We start from the raw sequence: 16,575 nt of genomic DNA on the forward strand, positions 1-16,575 counted from the left end.
ATCAGACGCACACCAAACCAAGCAAAGGTGGTATTTACATTGTTCAAAAGAATAAGCCTAGCTCTTGCATTCGTCACTCTCTTTTCATGGACGTTGACCAGTGTGTCCTCCGCGTACAGCAGCTCGAATTGGATGGGATCACTTCCTGCCAACACCTCACTAGCGTCTCTTTCCATTCCAGGAACACATGACAGCGGCGCTCTATATGAGCCCATCAATGGAACAGCCAAGACACAGGATCTGACGATTGCGCAGCAATTAAATATTGGGGTGCGTTTCCTCGACGTGCGTACGAGACATTACGGGAATGCGTTCACCATCCACCATGGGGCAATCTATCAAAATCAGAACTTTGATGATGTATTAAATGCGGTCATCGGCTTCCTGAACAGCAATCCATCGGAGACCATTATTATGAGTGTAAAAGAAGAACATACCCCTTCGAATAATACACGCAGTTACGAAGAGACATTTAAATCCTATGTCGCCAAAAATCCGGACAAATGGCTGTTAACTGACCACATCCCTACCCTTGGCGAAGCAAAAGGAAAGATTGTATTGCTGCGTAGATTCGATATGAGTCAAACTCCGTACGGTATTAATGCTACCGCATGGCAGGAGAACACAACTTTTAACATCCAGAATGCAGCCAAAATGAAGATCCAAGATTACTTTAAGGTATCGGATAAAAACAAGAAATGGACGGATGTTCAGAACATGTACAATGAAGCCAAAACACAAAATCCTTCCTGGCTTTACCTGAACTTCACAAGTGGGTATGACCCGGGTTGGATCGGAATTCCAAATATTCGCTCTGTGAAAGACTTCTTGAATCCCAAGGTAAACTCATTCTTTACGACAAATACCAAAGGACGCTTTGGCGTATCTGTGATGGATTTCATCGACGAGGGCACAGCAGCTAAAATCATTTCAACTAATTTCTAATGTAAGAGATATAACCTCTCGTATAAAAACCTCAAAACAAACAAGACGCTAGTCCGCTGCGACTGACGTCTTGTTTTGCTATTTTTTAGTTCATTCTATAAGGCACAGGTCGTGCTGCATTGATTCAAGCATGTATGAGGGGTTAAGATAAACCGAGAGGGAATATCCCTTTTTTCTCCAAAACACATAAAGAATATCGAACAAAGGAGTGTTCTCATATGAAACATTCAATCCCGCAATATACATTAAATGATGGCTTGCAAGTGCCTGCTATCGGGTTCGGTACGTATAGTCTAAAAGGAGAAGAAGGCGTCAAATCAATCGTGTCTGCCATAGATGTAGGTTATCGGTTGATTGATACAGCGTACAACTATGAGAACGAAGCAACGGTTGGGAAAGCGATCAAGCAGAGCTCCGTTCCTAGAGAGGAACTGTTGATTTCCTCGAAGCTACCAGGACGCTATCACGCGTATGACAAAGCATTAGTAGCTATTCAAGAATCGCTCTACAGAGCAGACTTGGATTATTATGATCTCTACTTAATCCACTGGCCTAATCCGAAGAAGGATATGTATGTGGAGGCTTGGCAAGCTCTAATTGAAGCGAAGAAACGTGGATATATCCGTTCCATTGGCGTAAGTAACTTCCTGCCTAAACATAATGAACGACTGATTAAGGAAACGGGCGTAGCACCAAGCCTGAACCAGATTGAGCTTCATCCATTCTTTGACCAGACGAATCAACGGGAACAGGATGCGAAGCATGGCATTGTAAATGAATCCTGGAGCCCGATTGGACGTGGCAATGATGCCGTACAGGATATCGTGAAGGACGACAAAATCCTCCGCATTGCTGAAGCGCATGGCAAAACGCCAACCCAGATTATTCTGCGCTGGCATATCCAGCTCGGTTCTATTCCCATTCCTAAGGCGAGCTCACTCCAGCACCAGCAAGAGAACATCGATATTTTCGACTTCGAGCTGAATGCAGAGGAGATGCAAGTCATCTCTTCCTTTAGCCGACCAGATGGACGACTGTGGGATCAAGATCCGAGTGAGTATGAGGAATTTTAAAGGGCACAAAGTAAAGAGTTGTATATATATCCTATAGTGAATTGAGTAATTGTCATTATCAAAAAAAGTGCTCCTGTCTTTAACGAGACTAGGAGCACTTTTGCGATAAAAGAGTACATGTAACATACCAACGTTATTATGCTTTCGGAATACGGAAAGTCAGTATTTCATACGGTTTGATATCGAAGGAGATACGACCATTGTCTACGCCACATTCGGCTTCAACATTTTCCAATAGATCACATGCATATGCCGCTGAACCAGAACCTTCAGGCAACTGGAGAGCAGCCCGAGTGCGGCGACCATGTGCTTCATAAACACGGATGATAGTATCATCGTTGTCCTCGGCCTTTTTGATAACCTCTAACACGACATTGTCCTGATCCACGGATGCGAGCGACCAGACCTCTGGCATGGGGCCAGCTTGCAAGCCAATCTCGCGAGCGATTAGTGGACGATTGACATCGTACGCCGTTTGGATGACACGTCCCTCACGGAAATCACCTTTGTGCGGATAGAGGGAGTACGTGAACTCGTGCAGCTCTTTGTCGGCATTCTCATTCGGATACGTTGCACTCTTAATGAGTGACAGTCGCATCACCGAATTATGGATGTCATATCCGTACTTACAGTCATTCAACAATGCGACACCATATCCATTTTCCGCAAGATCCGCCCATTTCTGTCCGCAGACCTCGAATCTAGCCTGATCCCAGCTTGTATTCCGGTGGGTTGCACGCTCTACGTTACCATATTGAATCTCGTAGACGGCCTTCTCAGTCCAGATATCCAGCGGGAAAGCGGCTTTCAACAGCAAATGCTCCTGCTTCCAATCTACCAACGTACGGAAATCAATCCGGCGTGTATGTGCATAGAAAATGATTCTCTGCTCAATGACGGAATCGAGGAATTGCCGTTTGATTTGAAGCACAGAACGCACCGGCCCGCTTTCCACCCATTCAAGTGCCTGTAGATCACTAACTTCCCACATATGTTCTTCATAATATTCGTCAATGTTCCACGCCTCGTATTCGGCAGGACGATCCTCGAATACTTGCAGCACATTGCCACGTTTACCAGACTGGAGCAGCTCGCGACCCTCTAATTTGTCCCAAACGGATAAGAACTCGGCACTTTCATTCAGTTGAACATCGTACCACGGTGTCTGAATGCGTTGCTGATCAGCTTCCCATTGTGCAACCGATACGCCCACAATTTGTTCGGTGGATGCATCAGGCAGGATGCGGAAGCTTTTGTACCCAGAAGGTGGTACGTTCTCCGCAAGGAATACCAGTCCACCCTCCGGTGTACGCTGGCTTGGTACAGGACGATCCCCGTCGTATACCGTCACTTGTTTCGTAAAAGTAGGCAGCTCGACGACATCGGTTCGTTCGAAGCCAGTAGTGTTAAACACAACGATGGTTTCTCCATCCGACTGAATGCTACTCACAATTCCGTTCAACGCACTGCTTTTCAGTTCATCCGTAACTTGAAAGACCTCTTCATATTGTTCTTTCGAATCAATATACACTTGCTCAATGGCACTTCCCGGTAGCGTGTCGTGGAATTGATTCAGCATGGTAAGCTTCCATGCGTGTTCTAGAGCATCCGTTGGGTAGGTCGCTTGTGCATCTACCTGCTGACGAATGACAGAGAATAGCTCAGCATCAGCCAACGCAAATTCGCTATGGCGGTTGTACCGTTTGTTGCGAGCCATAGAAGTATACGTTCCGCGGTGGTACTCCAGATACAGCTCACCTGACCAGCGAGGAACGGAACGAACATCGGTCAGATTCTGCTCCAGCTTCTCAAAGAACTCACGGACAAAGGTACGTTTAACCGTAGGCATGCCAGGCAATCTTTTCTCAAGACGTCTACCCTGCTCCAGCATTTCCTCTGTCGGGCCACCGCCTCCATCGCCGAATCCGTAGCACTGCAATACATCGGTATTGATGTTTTTGTTCTGGTATCGTTGCCATGTTCCCTTGATCTGAGATGCATTGAACCGTCCATTATAGGTTGTCTCGAACCTGCGCTGTCTGAATTCGGGATGTTTGTCGTAGTCTGTTGCCGTGATGAAATGCGTTAACACCTCAGAGCCGTCGATACCTCGCCAGTACATCGTGTCGTTCGGAATTTGGTTCGTATCATTCCAGGCGATTTTGGTCGTCATAAAATAATCGATGCCACTCTTGCGCATAATCTGCGGCATGGCTGCACTGTAACCAAATACATCGGGTAACCATAACACCCGGTTTTCCACGCCGAATTCTTCCTTGAAGAAACGTTTGCCATAGATAATCTGACGAATCATCGATTCACCAGAGATCAGGTTACAGTCGGCTTCCAGCCACATCGAGCCTTCAGCTTCCCAGCGGCCTTCGGCTACTTTTTCTTTGATTTTGGCATAGAGTGCCGGATAATCAGACTTCAGGTACGAGTACAACTGAGGCTGTGAAGACATAAACGTGTATTCTGGGAACTTGTCCATCAGATAGAGCACACTCGCGAAGCTTCGGATGACCTTCTCCCGGGTCTGATCCAACGTCCATAGCCATGCCACATCAATATGGGTGTGACCGATACAGTGGACTGTAGGGATATGATCTCCCGCAGGCCGGGCATCACTGTAGACATGATTTTGCAAATATTGACGTGCTTCCAGCACCGATGCATGGAAATCAGCACTGTTCTCCTGGCGAAGATCCAGCAGATTTACCGCCTGATTCAGATGTTCAATCAGCTTGAGTCGTTCTAGATCATCGTCACGTAATAGGTCGGCGGCTTCAAGCGCCGCTCTGAGATCATAGTATAAGTCAGATACAGGCTGATGATGTTCAGCTATATATACATTCAAGAATACATCCGCTGCCGAAGTGCTACAGTACGCATATAATGCGAGTTCGAACTCTTCGCCCTTAACTGCAGCCGGGGTGAGATCAATTTCGGTGTGGTTGACGTCGAGTCCGCAGATCAATTCCCCATTCAGGAATGCAAAGAATTGAGGGTTATCATAGTTCCATACATCGTCAGCACCCGTTACGATGGCGCAAACTACTCTTTTTCCTTCCATATGGTCAGGTATGCGAATACGGGTCTTGAAGCAACTGTGTACATCCTTGCCGCCCCAACCGTCTCCCTTGCGAAAAACATTCCAGGAGGTCGGGTCTTCATGCACCAGTTCCCATGAATGATAACCACTTTCTTTATGGTAAAGCTCGGGTATATCTGTTTTTGAAGTCAGTCGTGCACGTTCCAAGTGTTTAACAATGGTATGGATCCGAGTATACAAGGAATTCATTTTCATGTTTGTTTCCCACCTTGGTTTGAAGTAAGTACAGGCTGTAGTCATTGATGGAGCCGAATTATTGCAAGCGCTAACATATCAACTTTATCATACCAGAAGAGAAATGGGCGAAACTATGTATTGTATGCTGAAAACAACGTTTTTTATTGCATTTCATGCTAAAATAAATTCAACAAACTCGGGATAGGGGGCATGTCCATGAGACCATCCGTTTTGGCATACGAGCAAGGATATGCAATCCATGTTAACCAGCCTGGAGACGCATTGTTCTATCACTTGGATTATGACGAACGATCCCATGATCTGAATATGGAGTTTCAGCATTTCCATGATTTCTATGAAATCTGTATTCTTCTGGATCGCATGGCTGCGCATATTATTGAAGGCAACATATACGAGATTCAGCCTTGGGATATTGTCCTGCTAAGGCCTTCATTACTACACAAAACCAAATACCCCACAGGTACGCCGCCCAAAAGGTTAATTATTAACTTTGCGATACCACGCAATGTACCTGGTCTTGAGAGCGGTTACAAAGAGTTGTTCTCCATATTTGAGGAGCAAATACCGATATTCAGATTTTCCGAAGAAAGGCGTGCAGAGGTACTTGCGCCTATCAATGAAATTTTTGCGCTATCACAGCGTCCCTCAGCGCTTCACTCCGTCGCCATTCATAGCAAATTCGTTGAATTTCTGTGTGCGATCCATCATCATTCCGCAGAGAATGACTACGTTCGAGAAGAGACAGGGTCTGCGATGTCGAGACGAATGTATGCCATTGCATCGTATATCCATAGCCATTACCAGCATGAGCTGTCCCTTGAGGAGATATCTAAGAAGTTTTTCGTGAGTGCTCATCACTTGTCTCGCCAGTTCAACAAAGTAACAGGGTTTACGTTCACCGAATATATTCAGATGACTCGAATTCGTAATGCCCAGCAAATGCTTCTGAACACCAATCACAAAATTACCGATATTGCAGCACAGTGCGGCTTCGCCAGCTTCTCTCAATTCAATCGTATCTTTAACAAATTCAATAGCATGTCACCGAGTGCATATCGTCGAAGTAGACAGCCGCAGAGTGAGCGTGAAGTGATGCTGGTAGGGAGCGATCCGAGTATATGAGGCTCTGAGCCATTCGAGAAGTAAGCAATAAACTGGAACAATCGACAGAACGGCTGTGCAAATGATAACCCAGAGTATGTGATATAAATTCTGGAGACAGGAAATATATGAAAGAGATACTAACAAGGCAAACCCTCTGAGTTAAAGAGGGTTTGCCTTGTTCCTTCTATATAAAGATAAATCTACCTAGAGATAGTTTCCTGACCAGACTCACCGATGTGCCCGTGTGAAGGATGCTTTTAAACTTGATCTTTCGGAGCCAGCTCAATAGCAGAGCGGATGGCAGCCAGCATGCTTTTATCATCGGCGATATTTTTACCAGCAATATCGAAGGCTGTACCGTGGTCGACAGACGTACGAATGATGCCACCTTTCAGACCAACGGTGATGTTCACACCTTCCTCGATGCCCATTACCTTAATCGGTGCGTGGCCTTGGTCGTGATAGCAGGCTACGACGATATCGAAGTCACCGCGACCAGCGCGGAAGAAGAGGGTGTCCGCCGGGAGTGGGCCAACGACGTTAATGCCTTCCTGTTGCGCACGTTCAATACCAGGTTGCAGCTTCTCTTCTTCTTCTCCGTTACCGAACAAGCCGTTCTCTCCGGCATGAGGATTGATTCCACATACGGCAACGCGTGGATTCTCAAAGCCTGCTTTTTTCAGTGTATCATGAGCAAGCTTCACAACGGTGTAGGTTCTTTCCGGATTAATGCTCGCGATAGCATCGATCAGACCCATGTGTGTTGTCAGGTGAATGACTCTTAAATTAGGCGTTGTCAGCATCATGGAAAAGTCCTGTGTATCCGTCAGGTCAGCCAGAATCTCGGTGTGTCCCGGATACAGGTGCCCCCCTTGGTGCAAAGCTTCTTTGTTCAAAGGCGCCGTGCAGATGGAGTGAATCTGGTGCTTTTTGGCAAGGTCAATGGCTTTGGCGAGAAACTGAAATGCTGCATCTCCTGCCACGGCAGAAACTTTGCCATATTCCAGATCGGCAGGAACGAGATTCAGATCAATCACATCCACAGTACCGAATTCATATTTGGCTTCGGAAGGCTCTTGAATAGCGTTGACGTTCAGACTTGAGCCGATAACCGGCAACACGCGCGCTAGAATCTTCGCATCACCGATAACGAGTGGATTGCACTGATCGTACATCTCTTGATGACCCAGTGCTTTCATAATAATCTCTGGCCCAATACCTGCTGCGTCGCCCATCGTAATTCCAATTGTAGGTTTCATACGAGAATACCCCCTTTTAATTTTTGAATCGCATGGATAAAGACATCGGGTTTGCCGAAGCCGCCAGCTTTGGTAATCACATGCAGATCATCAATCCCGATAAACTTGGAGATCGGTACACCGATTTCAAGCTCATCCAGCAGCTCGAATCCGCTAATATTCCATTTCAGACAGATTTGTTTAGCCGTATCGCCACCCGTCATGGATACCCCTTTGAAAAGTCCCTCTTCCAGTAGTCTGGCACAGATCTCACCCATCGCCAGTACAATTTCATTGCTGACTTCCGTGTGATTGAGACCACGCAATTCGCCCGTTGCCCGTGCCAGTTCAATATCGACTTGTTCTGCGGTGGAGTATAGGACGACATCTTGTCCTTCCAGCGCTTTGGATCTCACCTCTGCATAGACGCGTTCTATTTCCTCTGCTCGGTCTGCTGATGCAGACACAGCTTTGAAAGAGTGGAATAGAACGGACGAGATACGTGTCTGTTTCAGCAGTAGATTTAACTGCTCGCGGGAATTTTTGTTCACGCTGCCCACAACCGTCAGGATGGGGCCGGGATTCCTCGGTATTGTCAGTTCGGCGGACTTGGATTCAAGCTCGTAATGAGCAGGGAGGTAGTTAGCAATGCCAGCAGATCCTGCCCAGGCAAAGGTATACTCCAGCTCGCGAGTCATCTGCAAGATCATCTCCAGATGCCGTTCTTCTGTGGAATCTACGAGTACATACGGAATGTTATTTTGTTTAAACTGTTCCAGCTTCACTTGAATGTGACCTTGGCCAACCTCGAGATCAGCAATCGTAATTTCGCCCACTTCATAATTCGTCTGCTGTTTCAGCAGGTCTGGAAGGTAGGAAAGAGTTACGGGTGTCTTCGGATCATTCGCAATCTCGGTATCTGCAAGCGGAACGCCGTTCAGGTAATGGATACCCTCAAGGATGGTACGGTTATTTTTCGGATAGCCCGGAGCGATCATCATAAAATCAGGTTTGACGACATCATACAAGGCATCAATCTCGATGCCGATATTTCCACGCATGGTCGAATCCATCTTTTTAAAAATCGTATCAAATCCATTGTTCTTCAGCAAATGAGCTGCCTGATATACACGTTCATACGCTTCCTGCGGAGATATGGAGCGACTATCTGTATCAAAGACGACGGCATCGTAACGTGTAAGAGGCTCCTCATCCATATTAAAAAGAACACTGGTCTTCAAGCCATGGCGGGCAAGCTGCACCCCGCTGTCATTGGCACCGGTCAAATCATCTGCAATAATGGCTAATTTCATGCAGTCATCCCTCCTTGTAAGCACAATTTTATAAGTCCGTTCAGATCATTAATTAAGCGGACTTTTTGAACTACCTCTTTAAGCACAGATTAAGCATATTTAGATCAGGTGAAAACCATTTATGTGGATGGCCGCTGATTGTATTTCTCGACTCCGCCTGATTTCTCCAGTCGTTTGGAGAGGAACCCGATGAAGATCGGTAACAGGATAGCCGTCGTAACAACACTCGCGGCAATCTGTACTGTTGCAATCTCGGCAATAGGGCCAAATGAAGCATTCGCAGCCACGATGGCAGCAGGTGTACCTACCGCATTTCCGGCTGTTGAACCTTCGGAAGCACCAACGATGGGATTCCAGCCAATAGCTTTGAACAACAGATATCCAATTCCGCCTGTGAGGAGAACAGTCAGAACGCCAAGTAAGATTCCACCAAGTCCACCTTGGATGATCGAGGAGAAGTTGATTCCCATACCAAGTGAGAAGGCGAAGAACGGAACAAGTTTGTCACTGCCTTTGTGTAGCCAATCCGCGAGACTGCGATCCAGATTACCAATAATGACACCAACGATGAGCGGAAGCAATACAGCAACGAATGCCATAGGAGAGAACATGCCGTTGGCAAAGCCCATCGCACCGAAGATGGAGAGCGCTACCATGGTTAGGAATGGACCATCGCTGAGCGCGAGGAATGGATAAGCGGCTTTGTCATCTTCTTTACCGTATTGACCAGCGAGTGCAATGTACAAACCGCCGTTTGAGTTGGTCATGGCAGCAATAATGGCAAGTGGGGCAAGACCCAAGAATAACCCGCTTGAGTCGGCAAATAAAATGGCAACGAGACCGAGTGCTGCACCGATCGCCCACTTGACGACCAGCAAGGTAACACCTTTACCGACGGATGAACCTGCTGTTTTGAACGTAATCTGTGTACCCGCAATCAACAGGAACAACGCGATCAACGTACTGGAACTGTTAACGAAGAGAGCTTCCGTGAATCCACCAATGCGCAGAGCATTCGGGAAGAATGTATTGATGGTTGCACCAAGTAAAAGGGGAACAACCATCATACCGCCAGGGATGCGATCTAAAGTTGCTTTAATGTTCATAGTAGTAGCTCCTTATGAAGTAATCGTTTTTATAAAGCGTTTGCAGGAATTATGTTATCCCAAATCGTTTAATATAGCAACAATAAATTATTGTAAATTTTAAATACACGCTAAAGTGTTTAAAAATGCAACACATTAAGGCGATAAAAAAGACGTAAACTTAAAGTTAATCTTTAAGTTTACGCCATAATGTGGCTCGGTTAATCCCAAGGCGTTCTGCGGCCTTCGATTGATTATTATTTTCCTCCTGAAGTACGGACTGAATAACTTCTTTCTCAATTTCCTTCAGCGTACCGTTCAACTTCATGTGGCTTGAAGAAGGTTGCTGACCTAGCAAGCGGGATAAGGTAGCTGTGGTGATTACATAATCCTGTTCATTGAGTGCAGCCTGCTTAATCAGATGCTTCAACTGGTTGACGTTCATATTCCTGATCTGATCCCGGATCAGCTGTAGTGCATCTTCTTTGATCCTCACCGCAGTAGTTCCGTATTTCTGGTAGTAACCTGTAAGGAAATGCTGCATCAGTGGCGCTAGGTCCTCGGGTCTATCCGCAAGATTTGGCATGATGATCGTATTAAGCTCCAGATCGAGTGACCACTGTGGGGTCACTGCTTGCTCCCCGAGTATAAACACCCCAATCTGGCTTTGGAGGCAGTCTTGGATAAAGGAGAGCAACTCCGGATCTGTTATACGTGCTTCCATATGATTAATCTCTATATTTCGAACCTTGGCTAGTGGTATCTTGTGCAAATGACTGGGCGGAACTTGCGAGAGATCGATCTGTAACAGCAGTCCGCCACCAGAGTACATCTGATGAATGTGTTTGACCAGAAAAGATTTACCGGAATCCGCTTCACCCAGCAGATAGATCGGTTCATGATTCTCGTACAGTGCCCGAATGTTCTTCAATACTGCCTGCATGGCAGGGGACTCGGCAACGATGGGTTCCATCGATGCGTCCGTAAAAGTTGTTATGCCGAATTGTGCAAAGGTATAGGGTTGTCCTTTTTCCAGCATATATACCTTGTAGCTATTGTTGTTTAGAGTCGTCTCATAGGCGTTGACCGTGAGTTGGTAATCGTCCACCATGAACACATTTTGGATCTGGGATTGATGAAATTCCAGGCTGGTGTTGGTCAGATACATATGATTATCGGTCAGCGGATTTTTCTCAAAGTCGGTCAGATTCTCGAACACGACTTCATTCCGTTCGTTTAAAATAAGCAAATTCGGATGTTCCTGTGTGACCAGGTCATTCAGGATGATCGATATCGCATGATTTTTGCTCAAATAACGGTAGACCAGCTGTGCATCCTCCATCGCTCTAAGGATAGATTCCTGGCCGGATTGGATCAACAATCCTTCCAGACCATAGGTTTTCGCAGTATTGACGGTGATTACATCTCCGACAATCTGACGGTAACCAGAAGCTTTCAACTCCAAGAGCAATCGTGCCACATCTTCCGAGCTATGTATGGTATAGACCTTGAGGGGCAGATCCATCAGATCAATAATGGATTGTGCACCAGAGGTGATGTTGGAGAAGCCAACGATGGCCGTTTGACCGTTAAACTGGCTTGCCAGTGTAAGTGAACGAATCATATCATAGCCCGATAACTGCACATCAATGACGGGAATGGTCACTGCTTTCTTAATCAATTGAGCCGTTCCGCCACGACTGATGATAATCTCTGCACCGTTTTTCTCAGCTTGAGTTGCCAGTTCCACACCGTTAGCCAAGTCGCCCACGTCCGTCTGAATGGCTAACTGGGGGAAGCGGGGAATACACTCTTGTATAATAGGAATCATCGATTCGTAGGGAGCAATAAAGTGAACTCGTGTACGCATAATTTTCCTGCCTTTTATAGAAATCATTGATCCCCTTATTATAGCCAACTTGTGGAGGAATGGCACCTATAGAGGAACCAACACGGTCATGTCTACAAAATGCCTATATGGTATGTTGCCGCAGCTCTTTGAGTCGAATGTGATGTAGTGCACTGAACCGAACCGTCATGTATTTCAAAATGAATGGAAAATTGCACACGATCAGTGTGGAGAAGTAAGGAGAGTTCATATGGGAGATATTCATAAAGTGGCTGAATCGGATCACATCATTAAAGATATTGTTGGGAAGTTCCCGTGCAGGGTGCTGTGGAGTGAGGGCCGTCCATGTCTGGAGTATCAGAGGGAAGAGGATGTGGCATTAATAACCGAATACGTTCGCACAATATACAATGTTGAGCTATTAGATGTCTTTTTCACAGCGGTGGAGAGCCTTCCGGTGGAACTGTAGTTCGGGAAGGATTTGTGGAGTGTGAGAGAAGGATGGATAATTGAGTTATTGTGTGTTTATACAAGAATATAAGGCGACACTATACGTGCTCGTCTTTTCTTATATTACGTTGTTATCGTACGGATCTGGATCGGAGTAACTCCACTTGCAATCGTGAAATGTGAAACCTCGAACCTCATATTCATGTATTATAGTTACATATGAACTTATCGGAGGAGGAACAAATTATGGGAATCTTGTCGAGGTTTAGGGACGTGATGAAGGCAAATATGAATAGCTTGTTAAGCCGATCTGAGGATCCGGAGAGAACGGTAAATGAGGTTATGCGTAGCTTGAGCAGTGATCTTGGAAAGGTAAAAGCAGAGACGACTGCGGTCCTCTCGGATGAGAGTAGAGCAAGAAGAGCTTTGGATGAATCGAGTGCGGAACTACGCAAGCTTCAGCGGTATGCAGAGAAGTCAGCAGAATCCCGAGATGAGGATAAGGCGCTCCAATTTCTGCAGAAAAAAGCGAAGCAGGCCGAGAAGCACAATGAATTACAAGTTGCTTATGATCGAGCCGCTGCCAAAGCCAAAGTGATGAAGCATATGCAGGATAAACTGATTGCGGATATGGCGACGATGGAAGCGAGATATACTGAGTTGAAAAGCAAAATGGCAGATGCCAAGGCCAAGCAACAGGCTAATGAGCAGAACGCATCGGCGGGTAGAGCAAACGATGCACTCCGTGCAATGGAAGACAAGGCTAATCAAGCACTGAACGAAGCAGAGGCTCTGGCAGAGCTTCGAGCAGGTGCGCAGGAAGATGACTTGGACGAATTGATTGCACAATTGGAGAAGGACATGAATGCCGAAACGGGTAATGAACAGAAGAAAGTGCCAACGGCTGAGGAAGAGCTTGCAGCCATCCAACAGCAACTAAACGATAAATGAGCCTATTTATAGTTGAGCCTATATAGATGTAACGAATACATTTTTAAGACATTGAGGTGAGCAGATGCCGGTTATTGAATACAGATGTCCGAACTGTGGTAGTGGGATGAACTTTGATGGAAATACAGGAATGTTATCCTGCCCTAGTTGTGGGCGACAGGATAATATTGAGCAGATTCCAGATCCGCTCAAGAAACAGGTGTTTAAAGAGAACGAAATCAAGTCATACCACTGTACCAGTTGCGGGGCTGACCTTGTGACAGATGCTGATACGAGTGCAACAACCTGCAGCTTCTGCGGAGCTGCGGTTGTCTTGAGTGACCGATTGAGCGGAGAGCTAGCTCCAGCGATGGTGATTCCTTTTGCTATTACGAAGGAGACTGCGAAGGAAGCATTCAAAAAGTGGTGCAAAAACGGCCTGCTTACGCCAAGTGGCTTCATGACGGCTGATCGAATCAAAGAAATAACCGGGATCTATGTGCCTTTCTGGTTATATGAGTTACATAACAGAATTGAAGTTCATGGTCGCGCCACCAAGGTGAGAAGCTATACGCAGGGTGATTATCACTATACCGAAACCCAGCACTATGAGATATACCGCAAAATCCGGCTGAATTATGTAAATCTGCCCATTGATGCATCCAAGAAAATGGATGATAAACTGATGGATAAGCTAGAGCCGTTTCCTTACAACCAATTGAAGGATTTCAAAACGCCGTATCTTGCTGGTTATATTGCGGAAAAATATAGCTATACCGATGAAGAGCTCTATCCCCGAGCTAAGGAAAAAACGCAACCTTATATTGAATCTTACATTGCCTCTACCGTTTCGGGGTACACCAGTGTGAGTTATACGGATAAACAGATTGATACCACACTGAAAAATGCAGATTACGTCTTGCTCCCCGTATGGATGGTGTACTATGACTTTAATCGTACGGAATACACGTTTGCCATGAATGGTCAGACAGGTAAGGTCGTGGGTAGACCTCCCATCAGCAAAGCAAAAGTTGCGGGATGGTTCGCAGGCGTCTCGGCCGTATCATTTCTCTCCATTAAGGTAGTGGCATGGATGATGGGAGGTGGCTTCCTATGAAAAAGGGAACGTACATTGCGTTAATGACGGCCTTCATCTTCATTGTAATGTGTGTAGCAGCTCCGTGGATTCCAGCGCAAAGCGCGGCGGCAGCAACGAAAGAACTGATCCTTGATGAAGCTAATTTGCTTAGCTCGCAAGAGATTGAGGATCTGAATACCCTCGCGAATAAGTACAGTGCTGAGCGAGAGACAGACCTCATCGTTCTAACGACGAATAATGAGGAGCAGCTTACGGATGAGTTAGTTACAGAGAACTTCTATGATGAGCAGGCACCAGGCTATGATAAGCCTCATGGTAATGCGGTTATTTTGACTCTGGATATGTACAATCGTAATGTGTATGTGGGTGGCTTCTATAAAGGGGAAGACTATGTTACCAATAGCAGGGCTGATGAGATTACGGCTCAGATTGCTCCTGACCTGTCTGATGCCAACTACAGCCAGGCCTTTGAGAAGTATCTTACGATGGCATATGAGTACCTAGGTGACAAACCTCTGGATGAAGATTCAGGTACAGGGTCTACATACCCTGGCTCGAATTCGGGCTCCAACTCAGGTACGGGTTCAGGTAATTATCCTAGTGGAGGTTCGAACGCGAACCCTGATAATATTCTGTTCAATACATGGTTTCAACTTGCGGTCTCTGTGGTTATTGGTGGGATCGTGGTAGGCATTATGGCATATAATTCGGGCGGACGCGTAACCGTCAATCGTGCAACGTATGAGGATTCAGGTGCTTCCAGTGTGGTAGATCGCGGAGATCGGTATATTCGGACAACAGTGACCAAAACGAAGATTGAAAAGAATAACAATAATGGTGGCGGAGGAGGCGGTGGTGGTACCACTAGCGGGGGACATTCCCATAGTGGTAGCAGCCGATCATTCTAACCTAGCCAATCACAATAATATAGCGTAGGACATGACGCTCGTGAGATGATGCAGCATGCGTACTATAGAAGGGACGGGATTGTATGAGTTTTTTCAGAAATCAATTTTCAAATGTGGTGGAATGGGAAGAGTTCAGAGATGATATGATTTTCTGGAAGTGGAGTAATCGGGAGATCAAGAAGGGTAGTAAGCTGATTATTCGTGCAGGTCAGGATGCGATTTTCCTGAATAACGGCAAAGTGGAAGGGATTTTTGAGGATGAAGGCTCATTCAACATTGATTCCGAGATTATTCCGTTTCTGTCGACGCTGAAAGGCTTCAAGTTTGGCTTTAATAGTGGTATGCGCGTTGAAGTGTTGTTTGTGAATACGAAGGAATTTACGGTGAGATGGGGAACCCAGAGTCCGGTATTAATTCCGACGCCGCAGCTTCCGGGCGGAATGCCGATTCGTGCGAACGGTACATTTAACTTCAAAGTAAGTGACTACGTCACGCTAATTGATAAGATTGCAGGCATTAAGCAAAGCTACTTGGTCGATGATGTCAAAATTCGAATTACCTCTGTGCTCGATCAGTTGCTGATGAAGTGGATCAGCCGTGAAGGGAAAGATATGTTCAACCTGCAGGCGAATGCAACAGATATAGCCAAAGGGATTCAGGAAGATCTGGATATGCAGATGATGGATATCGGGATTGGCATTACCGGTTTCCAAGTGATGAGCTTCAACTATCCGCAAGAAATTCAGGATATGATTACGAAGACGGCTTCACATGAGATGATCGGCAATCTGCAAAAGTACCAACAGGTGAGCATGACCGACGGCATCTCCTCAGGTAAGGTGCAAGGCGGCGGCGCGGCTTCGGATATGGCTGGTATGATGATGGGCATGAACATGGCGAATGAAATGATGAAGAACATGAACCAAAATCAGAATTCAAGCCAAAACCAGAACAACCAGGGTCAGAGCCAAAACCAAAGCCAAAATCAAAATCAAGGCGATAACTCAGGCTCCGCTTCATCCTCGGAAGGCAAGAAGCCTAACTTCTGTCCAAACTGTGGTGCCAAAAACGAAGGTGCTAACTTCTGTCCGAATTGTGGGCATAAGCTGGGCTAAAGGAATAAGAAAAATCGGGCTAACTCACAAGTACATGGTACTGTGCAGTTAGCTCTTTTTTGTTATAACGAAAGGCAATGTTTTAACTTTTAAATAAAGTGTTGACAACGAAAATAAAATCATATATCTTTAACTTAAGATATTTAATTTAAAAAT

13 protein-coding genes are annotated in these 16,575 nt (G+C 45.9%); 8 read left to right on the top strand and 5 right to left on the bottom strand.

Annotation, left to right across the window (positions count from 1 at the left end; genetic code table 11):
* The first annotated feature begins 39 nt into the window (after nucleotides 1-39).
* The gene (locus ASD24_RS10640; RefSeq protein ID WP_082560368.1) at nucleotides 40-945 is read left to right on the top strand and encodes a phosphatidylinositol-specific phospholipase C; all 906 of its coding nucleotides are present in this window, start codon (nucleotides 40-42) and stop codon (nucleotides 943-945) included.
* 218 nt (nucleotides 946-1,163) lie between these two features.
* The gene (locus ASD24_RS10645) at nucleotides 1,164-2,018 is read left to right on the top strand and encodes an aldo/keto reductase (RefSeq protein WP_056695311.1); all 855 of its coding nucleotides are present in this window, start codon (nucleotides 1,164-1,166) and stop codon (nucleotides 2,016-2,018) included.
* A gap of 136 nt (nucleotides 2,019-2,154) precedes the next feature.
* Here ASD24_RS10645 and ASD24_RS10650 read toward each other — a convergent pair whose 3' ends face one another.
* Nucleotides 2,155-5,325, bottom strand: coding sequence for an alpha-mannosidase (locus ASD24_RS10650; protein ID WP_082560369.1), 3,171 nt, complete (start codon nucleotides 5,323-5,325; stop codon nucleotides 2,155-2,157).
* 198 nt (nucleotides 5,326-5,523) lie between these two features.
* Here ASD24_RS10650 and ASD24_RS10655 point away from each other — a divergent pair, with 198 nt between their 5' ends.
* A complete protein-coding gene (locus tag ASD24_RS10655; RefSeq protein WP_056695313.1) occupies nucleotides 5,524-6,450 on the top strand; it encodes a helix-turn-helix transcriptional regulator in 927 nt (308 codons plus the stop codon).
* A 239-nt stretch (nucleotides 6,451-6,689) separates the two neighbouring features.
* Here the strand turns inward: ASD24_RS10655 and pdxA are convergent, their stop codons facing one another.
* The 4 genes from pdxA to ASD24_RS10675 form a co-directional block, all read right to left on the bottom strand.
* A complete protein-coding gene (gene pdxA / locus ASD24_RS10660; RefSeq protein WP_056695315.1) occupies nucleotides 6,690-7,691 on the bottom strand; it encodes a 4-hydroxythreonine-4-phosphate dehydrogenase PdxA in 1,002 nt (333 codons plus the stop codon).
* Nucleotides 7,688-8,983, bottom strand: coding sequence for a four-carbon acid sugar kinase family protein (locus ASD24_RS10665; protein WP_056695317.1), 1,296 nt, complete (start codon nucleotides 8,981-8,983; stop codon nucleotides 7,688-7,690). The genes pdxA and ASD24_RS10665 overlap by 4 nt, the downstream gene beginning before the upstream one ends.
* A 119-nt stretch (nucleotides 8,984-9,102) precedes the next feature.
* On the bottom strand, nucleotides 9,103-10,089 hold the full coding sequence (locus tag ASD24_RS10670) for a 2-keto-3-deoxygluconate permease (RefSeq protein ID WP_056695320.1): 987 nt from the start codon (nucleotides 10,087-10,089) through the stop codon (nucleotides 9,103-9,105).
* A 166-nt stretch (nucleotides 10,090-10,255) separates the two neighbouring features.
* Complete coding sequence (locus tag ASD24_RS10675; protein WP_235540513.1) at nucleotides 10,256-11,899, bottom strand: sigma-54-dependent transcriptional regulator; 1,644 nt, start codon at nucleotides 11,897-11,899, stop codon at nucleotides 10,256-10,258.
* A 268-nt stretch (nucleotides 11,900-12,167) separates the two neighbouring features.
* On the opposite strand from ASD24_RS10675, the gene ASD24_RS10680 reads away from it, so the two are divergent.
* From ASD24_RS10680 to ASD24_RS10700, 5 genes are all read left to right on the top strand, one after another.
* A complete protein-coding gene (locus ASD24_RS10680; protein ID WP_056695323.1) occupies nucleotides 12,168-12,386 on the top strand; it encodes a hypothetical protein in 219 nt (72 codons plus the stop codon).
* Nucleotides 12,387-12,613: 227 nt separating this feature from the next.
* Nucleotides 12,614-13,318: a PspA/IM30 family protein gene (locus tag ASD24_RS10685; RefSeq protein WP_200956147.1), complete on the top strand. Its 705-nt coding sequence runs from the start codon at nucleotides 12,614-12,616 to the stop codon at nucleotides 13,316-13,318.
* A 64-nt stretch (nucleotides 13,319-13,382) separates the two neighbouring features.
* Nucleotides 13,383-14,414 carry a TFIIB-type zinc ribbon-containing protein gene (locus ASD24_RS10690; RefSeq protein ID WP_056695325.1) on the top strand — a complete coding sequence of 344 codons (1,032 nt, stop codon included), beginning with the start codon at nucleotides 13,383-13,385 and terminating at the stop codon, nucleotides 14,412-14,414.
* On the top strand, nucleotides 14,411-15,304 hold the full coding sequence (locus ASD24_RS10695) for a TPM domain-containing protein (protein ID WP_056695326.1): 894 nt from the start codon (nucleotides 14,411-14,413) through the stop codon (nucleotides 15,302-15,304). Before ASD24_RS10690 ends, ASD24_RS10695 begins: the two co-directional genes overlap by 4 nt.
* An 83-nt stretch (nucleotides 15,305-15,387) precedes the next feature.
* Nucleotides 15,388-16,419 carry an SPFH domain-containing protein gene (locus ASD24_RS10700; RefSeq protein ID WP_056695328.1) on the top strand — a complete coding sequence of 344 codons (1,032 nt, stop codon included), beginning with the start codon at nucleotides 15,388-15,390 and terminating at the stop codon, nucleotides 16,417-16,419.
* The last annotated feature ends 156 nt before the right edge of the window (nucleotides 16,420-16,575 follow it).

The sequence above is a fragment of the Paenibacillus sp. Root52 genome (assembly GCF_001426865.1).
Lineage (GTDB): Bacteria > Bacillota > Bacilli > Paenibacillales > Paenibacillaceae > Paenibacillus.

Bases quoted from the DNA above. Each gene is read 5' to 3' on its own strand.
- ASD24_RS10645 (WP_056695311.1), top strand. From the start codon at position 1,164: ATGAAACATTCAATCCCGCAATATACATTAAATGATGGCTTGCAAGTG.
- ASD24_RS10650 (WP_082560369.1), bottom strand. From the start codon at position 5,325: ATGAAAATGAATTCCTTGTATACTCGGATCCATACCATTGTTAAACAC.
- ASD24_RS10655 (WP_056695313.1), top strand. From the start codon at position 5,524: ATGAGACCATCCGTTTTGGCATACGAGCAAGGATATGCAATCCATGTT.
- pdxA (WP_056695315.1), bottom strand. From the start codon at position 7,691: ATGAAACCTACAATTGGAATTACGATGGGCGACGCAGCAGGTATTGGG.
- ASD24_RS10665 (WP_056695317.1), bottom strand. From the start codon at position 8,983: ATGAAATTAGCCATTATTGCAGATGATTTGACCGGTGCCAATGACAGC.
- ASD24_RS10670 (WP_056695320.1), bottom strand. From the start codon at position 10,089: ATGAACATTAAAGCAACTTTAGATCGCATCCCTGGCGGTATGATGGTT.
- ASD24_RS10675 (WP_235540513.1), bottom strand. From the start codon at position 11,899: ATGATTCCTATTATACAAGAGTGTATTCCCCGCTTCCCCCAGTTAGCC.
- ASD24_RS10680 (WP_056695323.1), top strand. From the start codon at position 12,168: ATGGGAGATATTCATAAAGTGGCTGAATCGGATCACATCATTAAAGAT.
- ASD24_RS10685 (WP_200956147.1), top strand. From the start codon at position 12,614: ATGGGAATCTTGTCGAGGTTTAGGGACGTGATGAAGGCAAATATGAAT.
- ASD24_RS10690 (WP_056695325.1), top strand. From the start codon at position 13,383: ATGCCGGTTATTGAATACAGATGTCCGAACTGTGGTAGTGGGATGAAC.
- ASD24_RS10695 (WP_056695326.1), top strand. From the start codon at position 14,411: ATGAAAAAGGGAACGTACATTGCGTTAATGACGGCCTTCATCTTCATT.
- ASD24_RS10700 (WP_056695328.1), top strand. From the start codon at position 15,388: ATGAGTTTTTTCAGAAATCAATTTTCAAATGTGGTGGAATGGGAAGAG.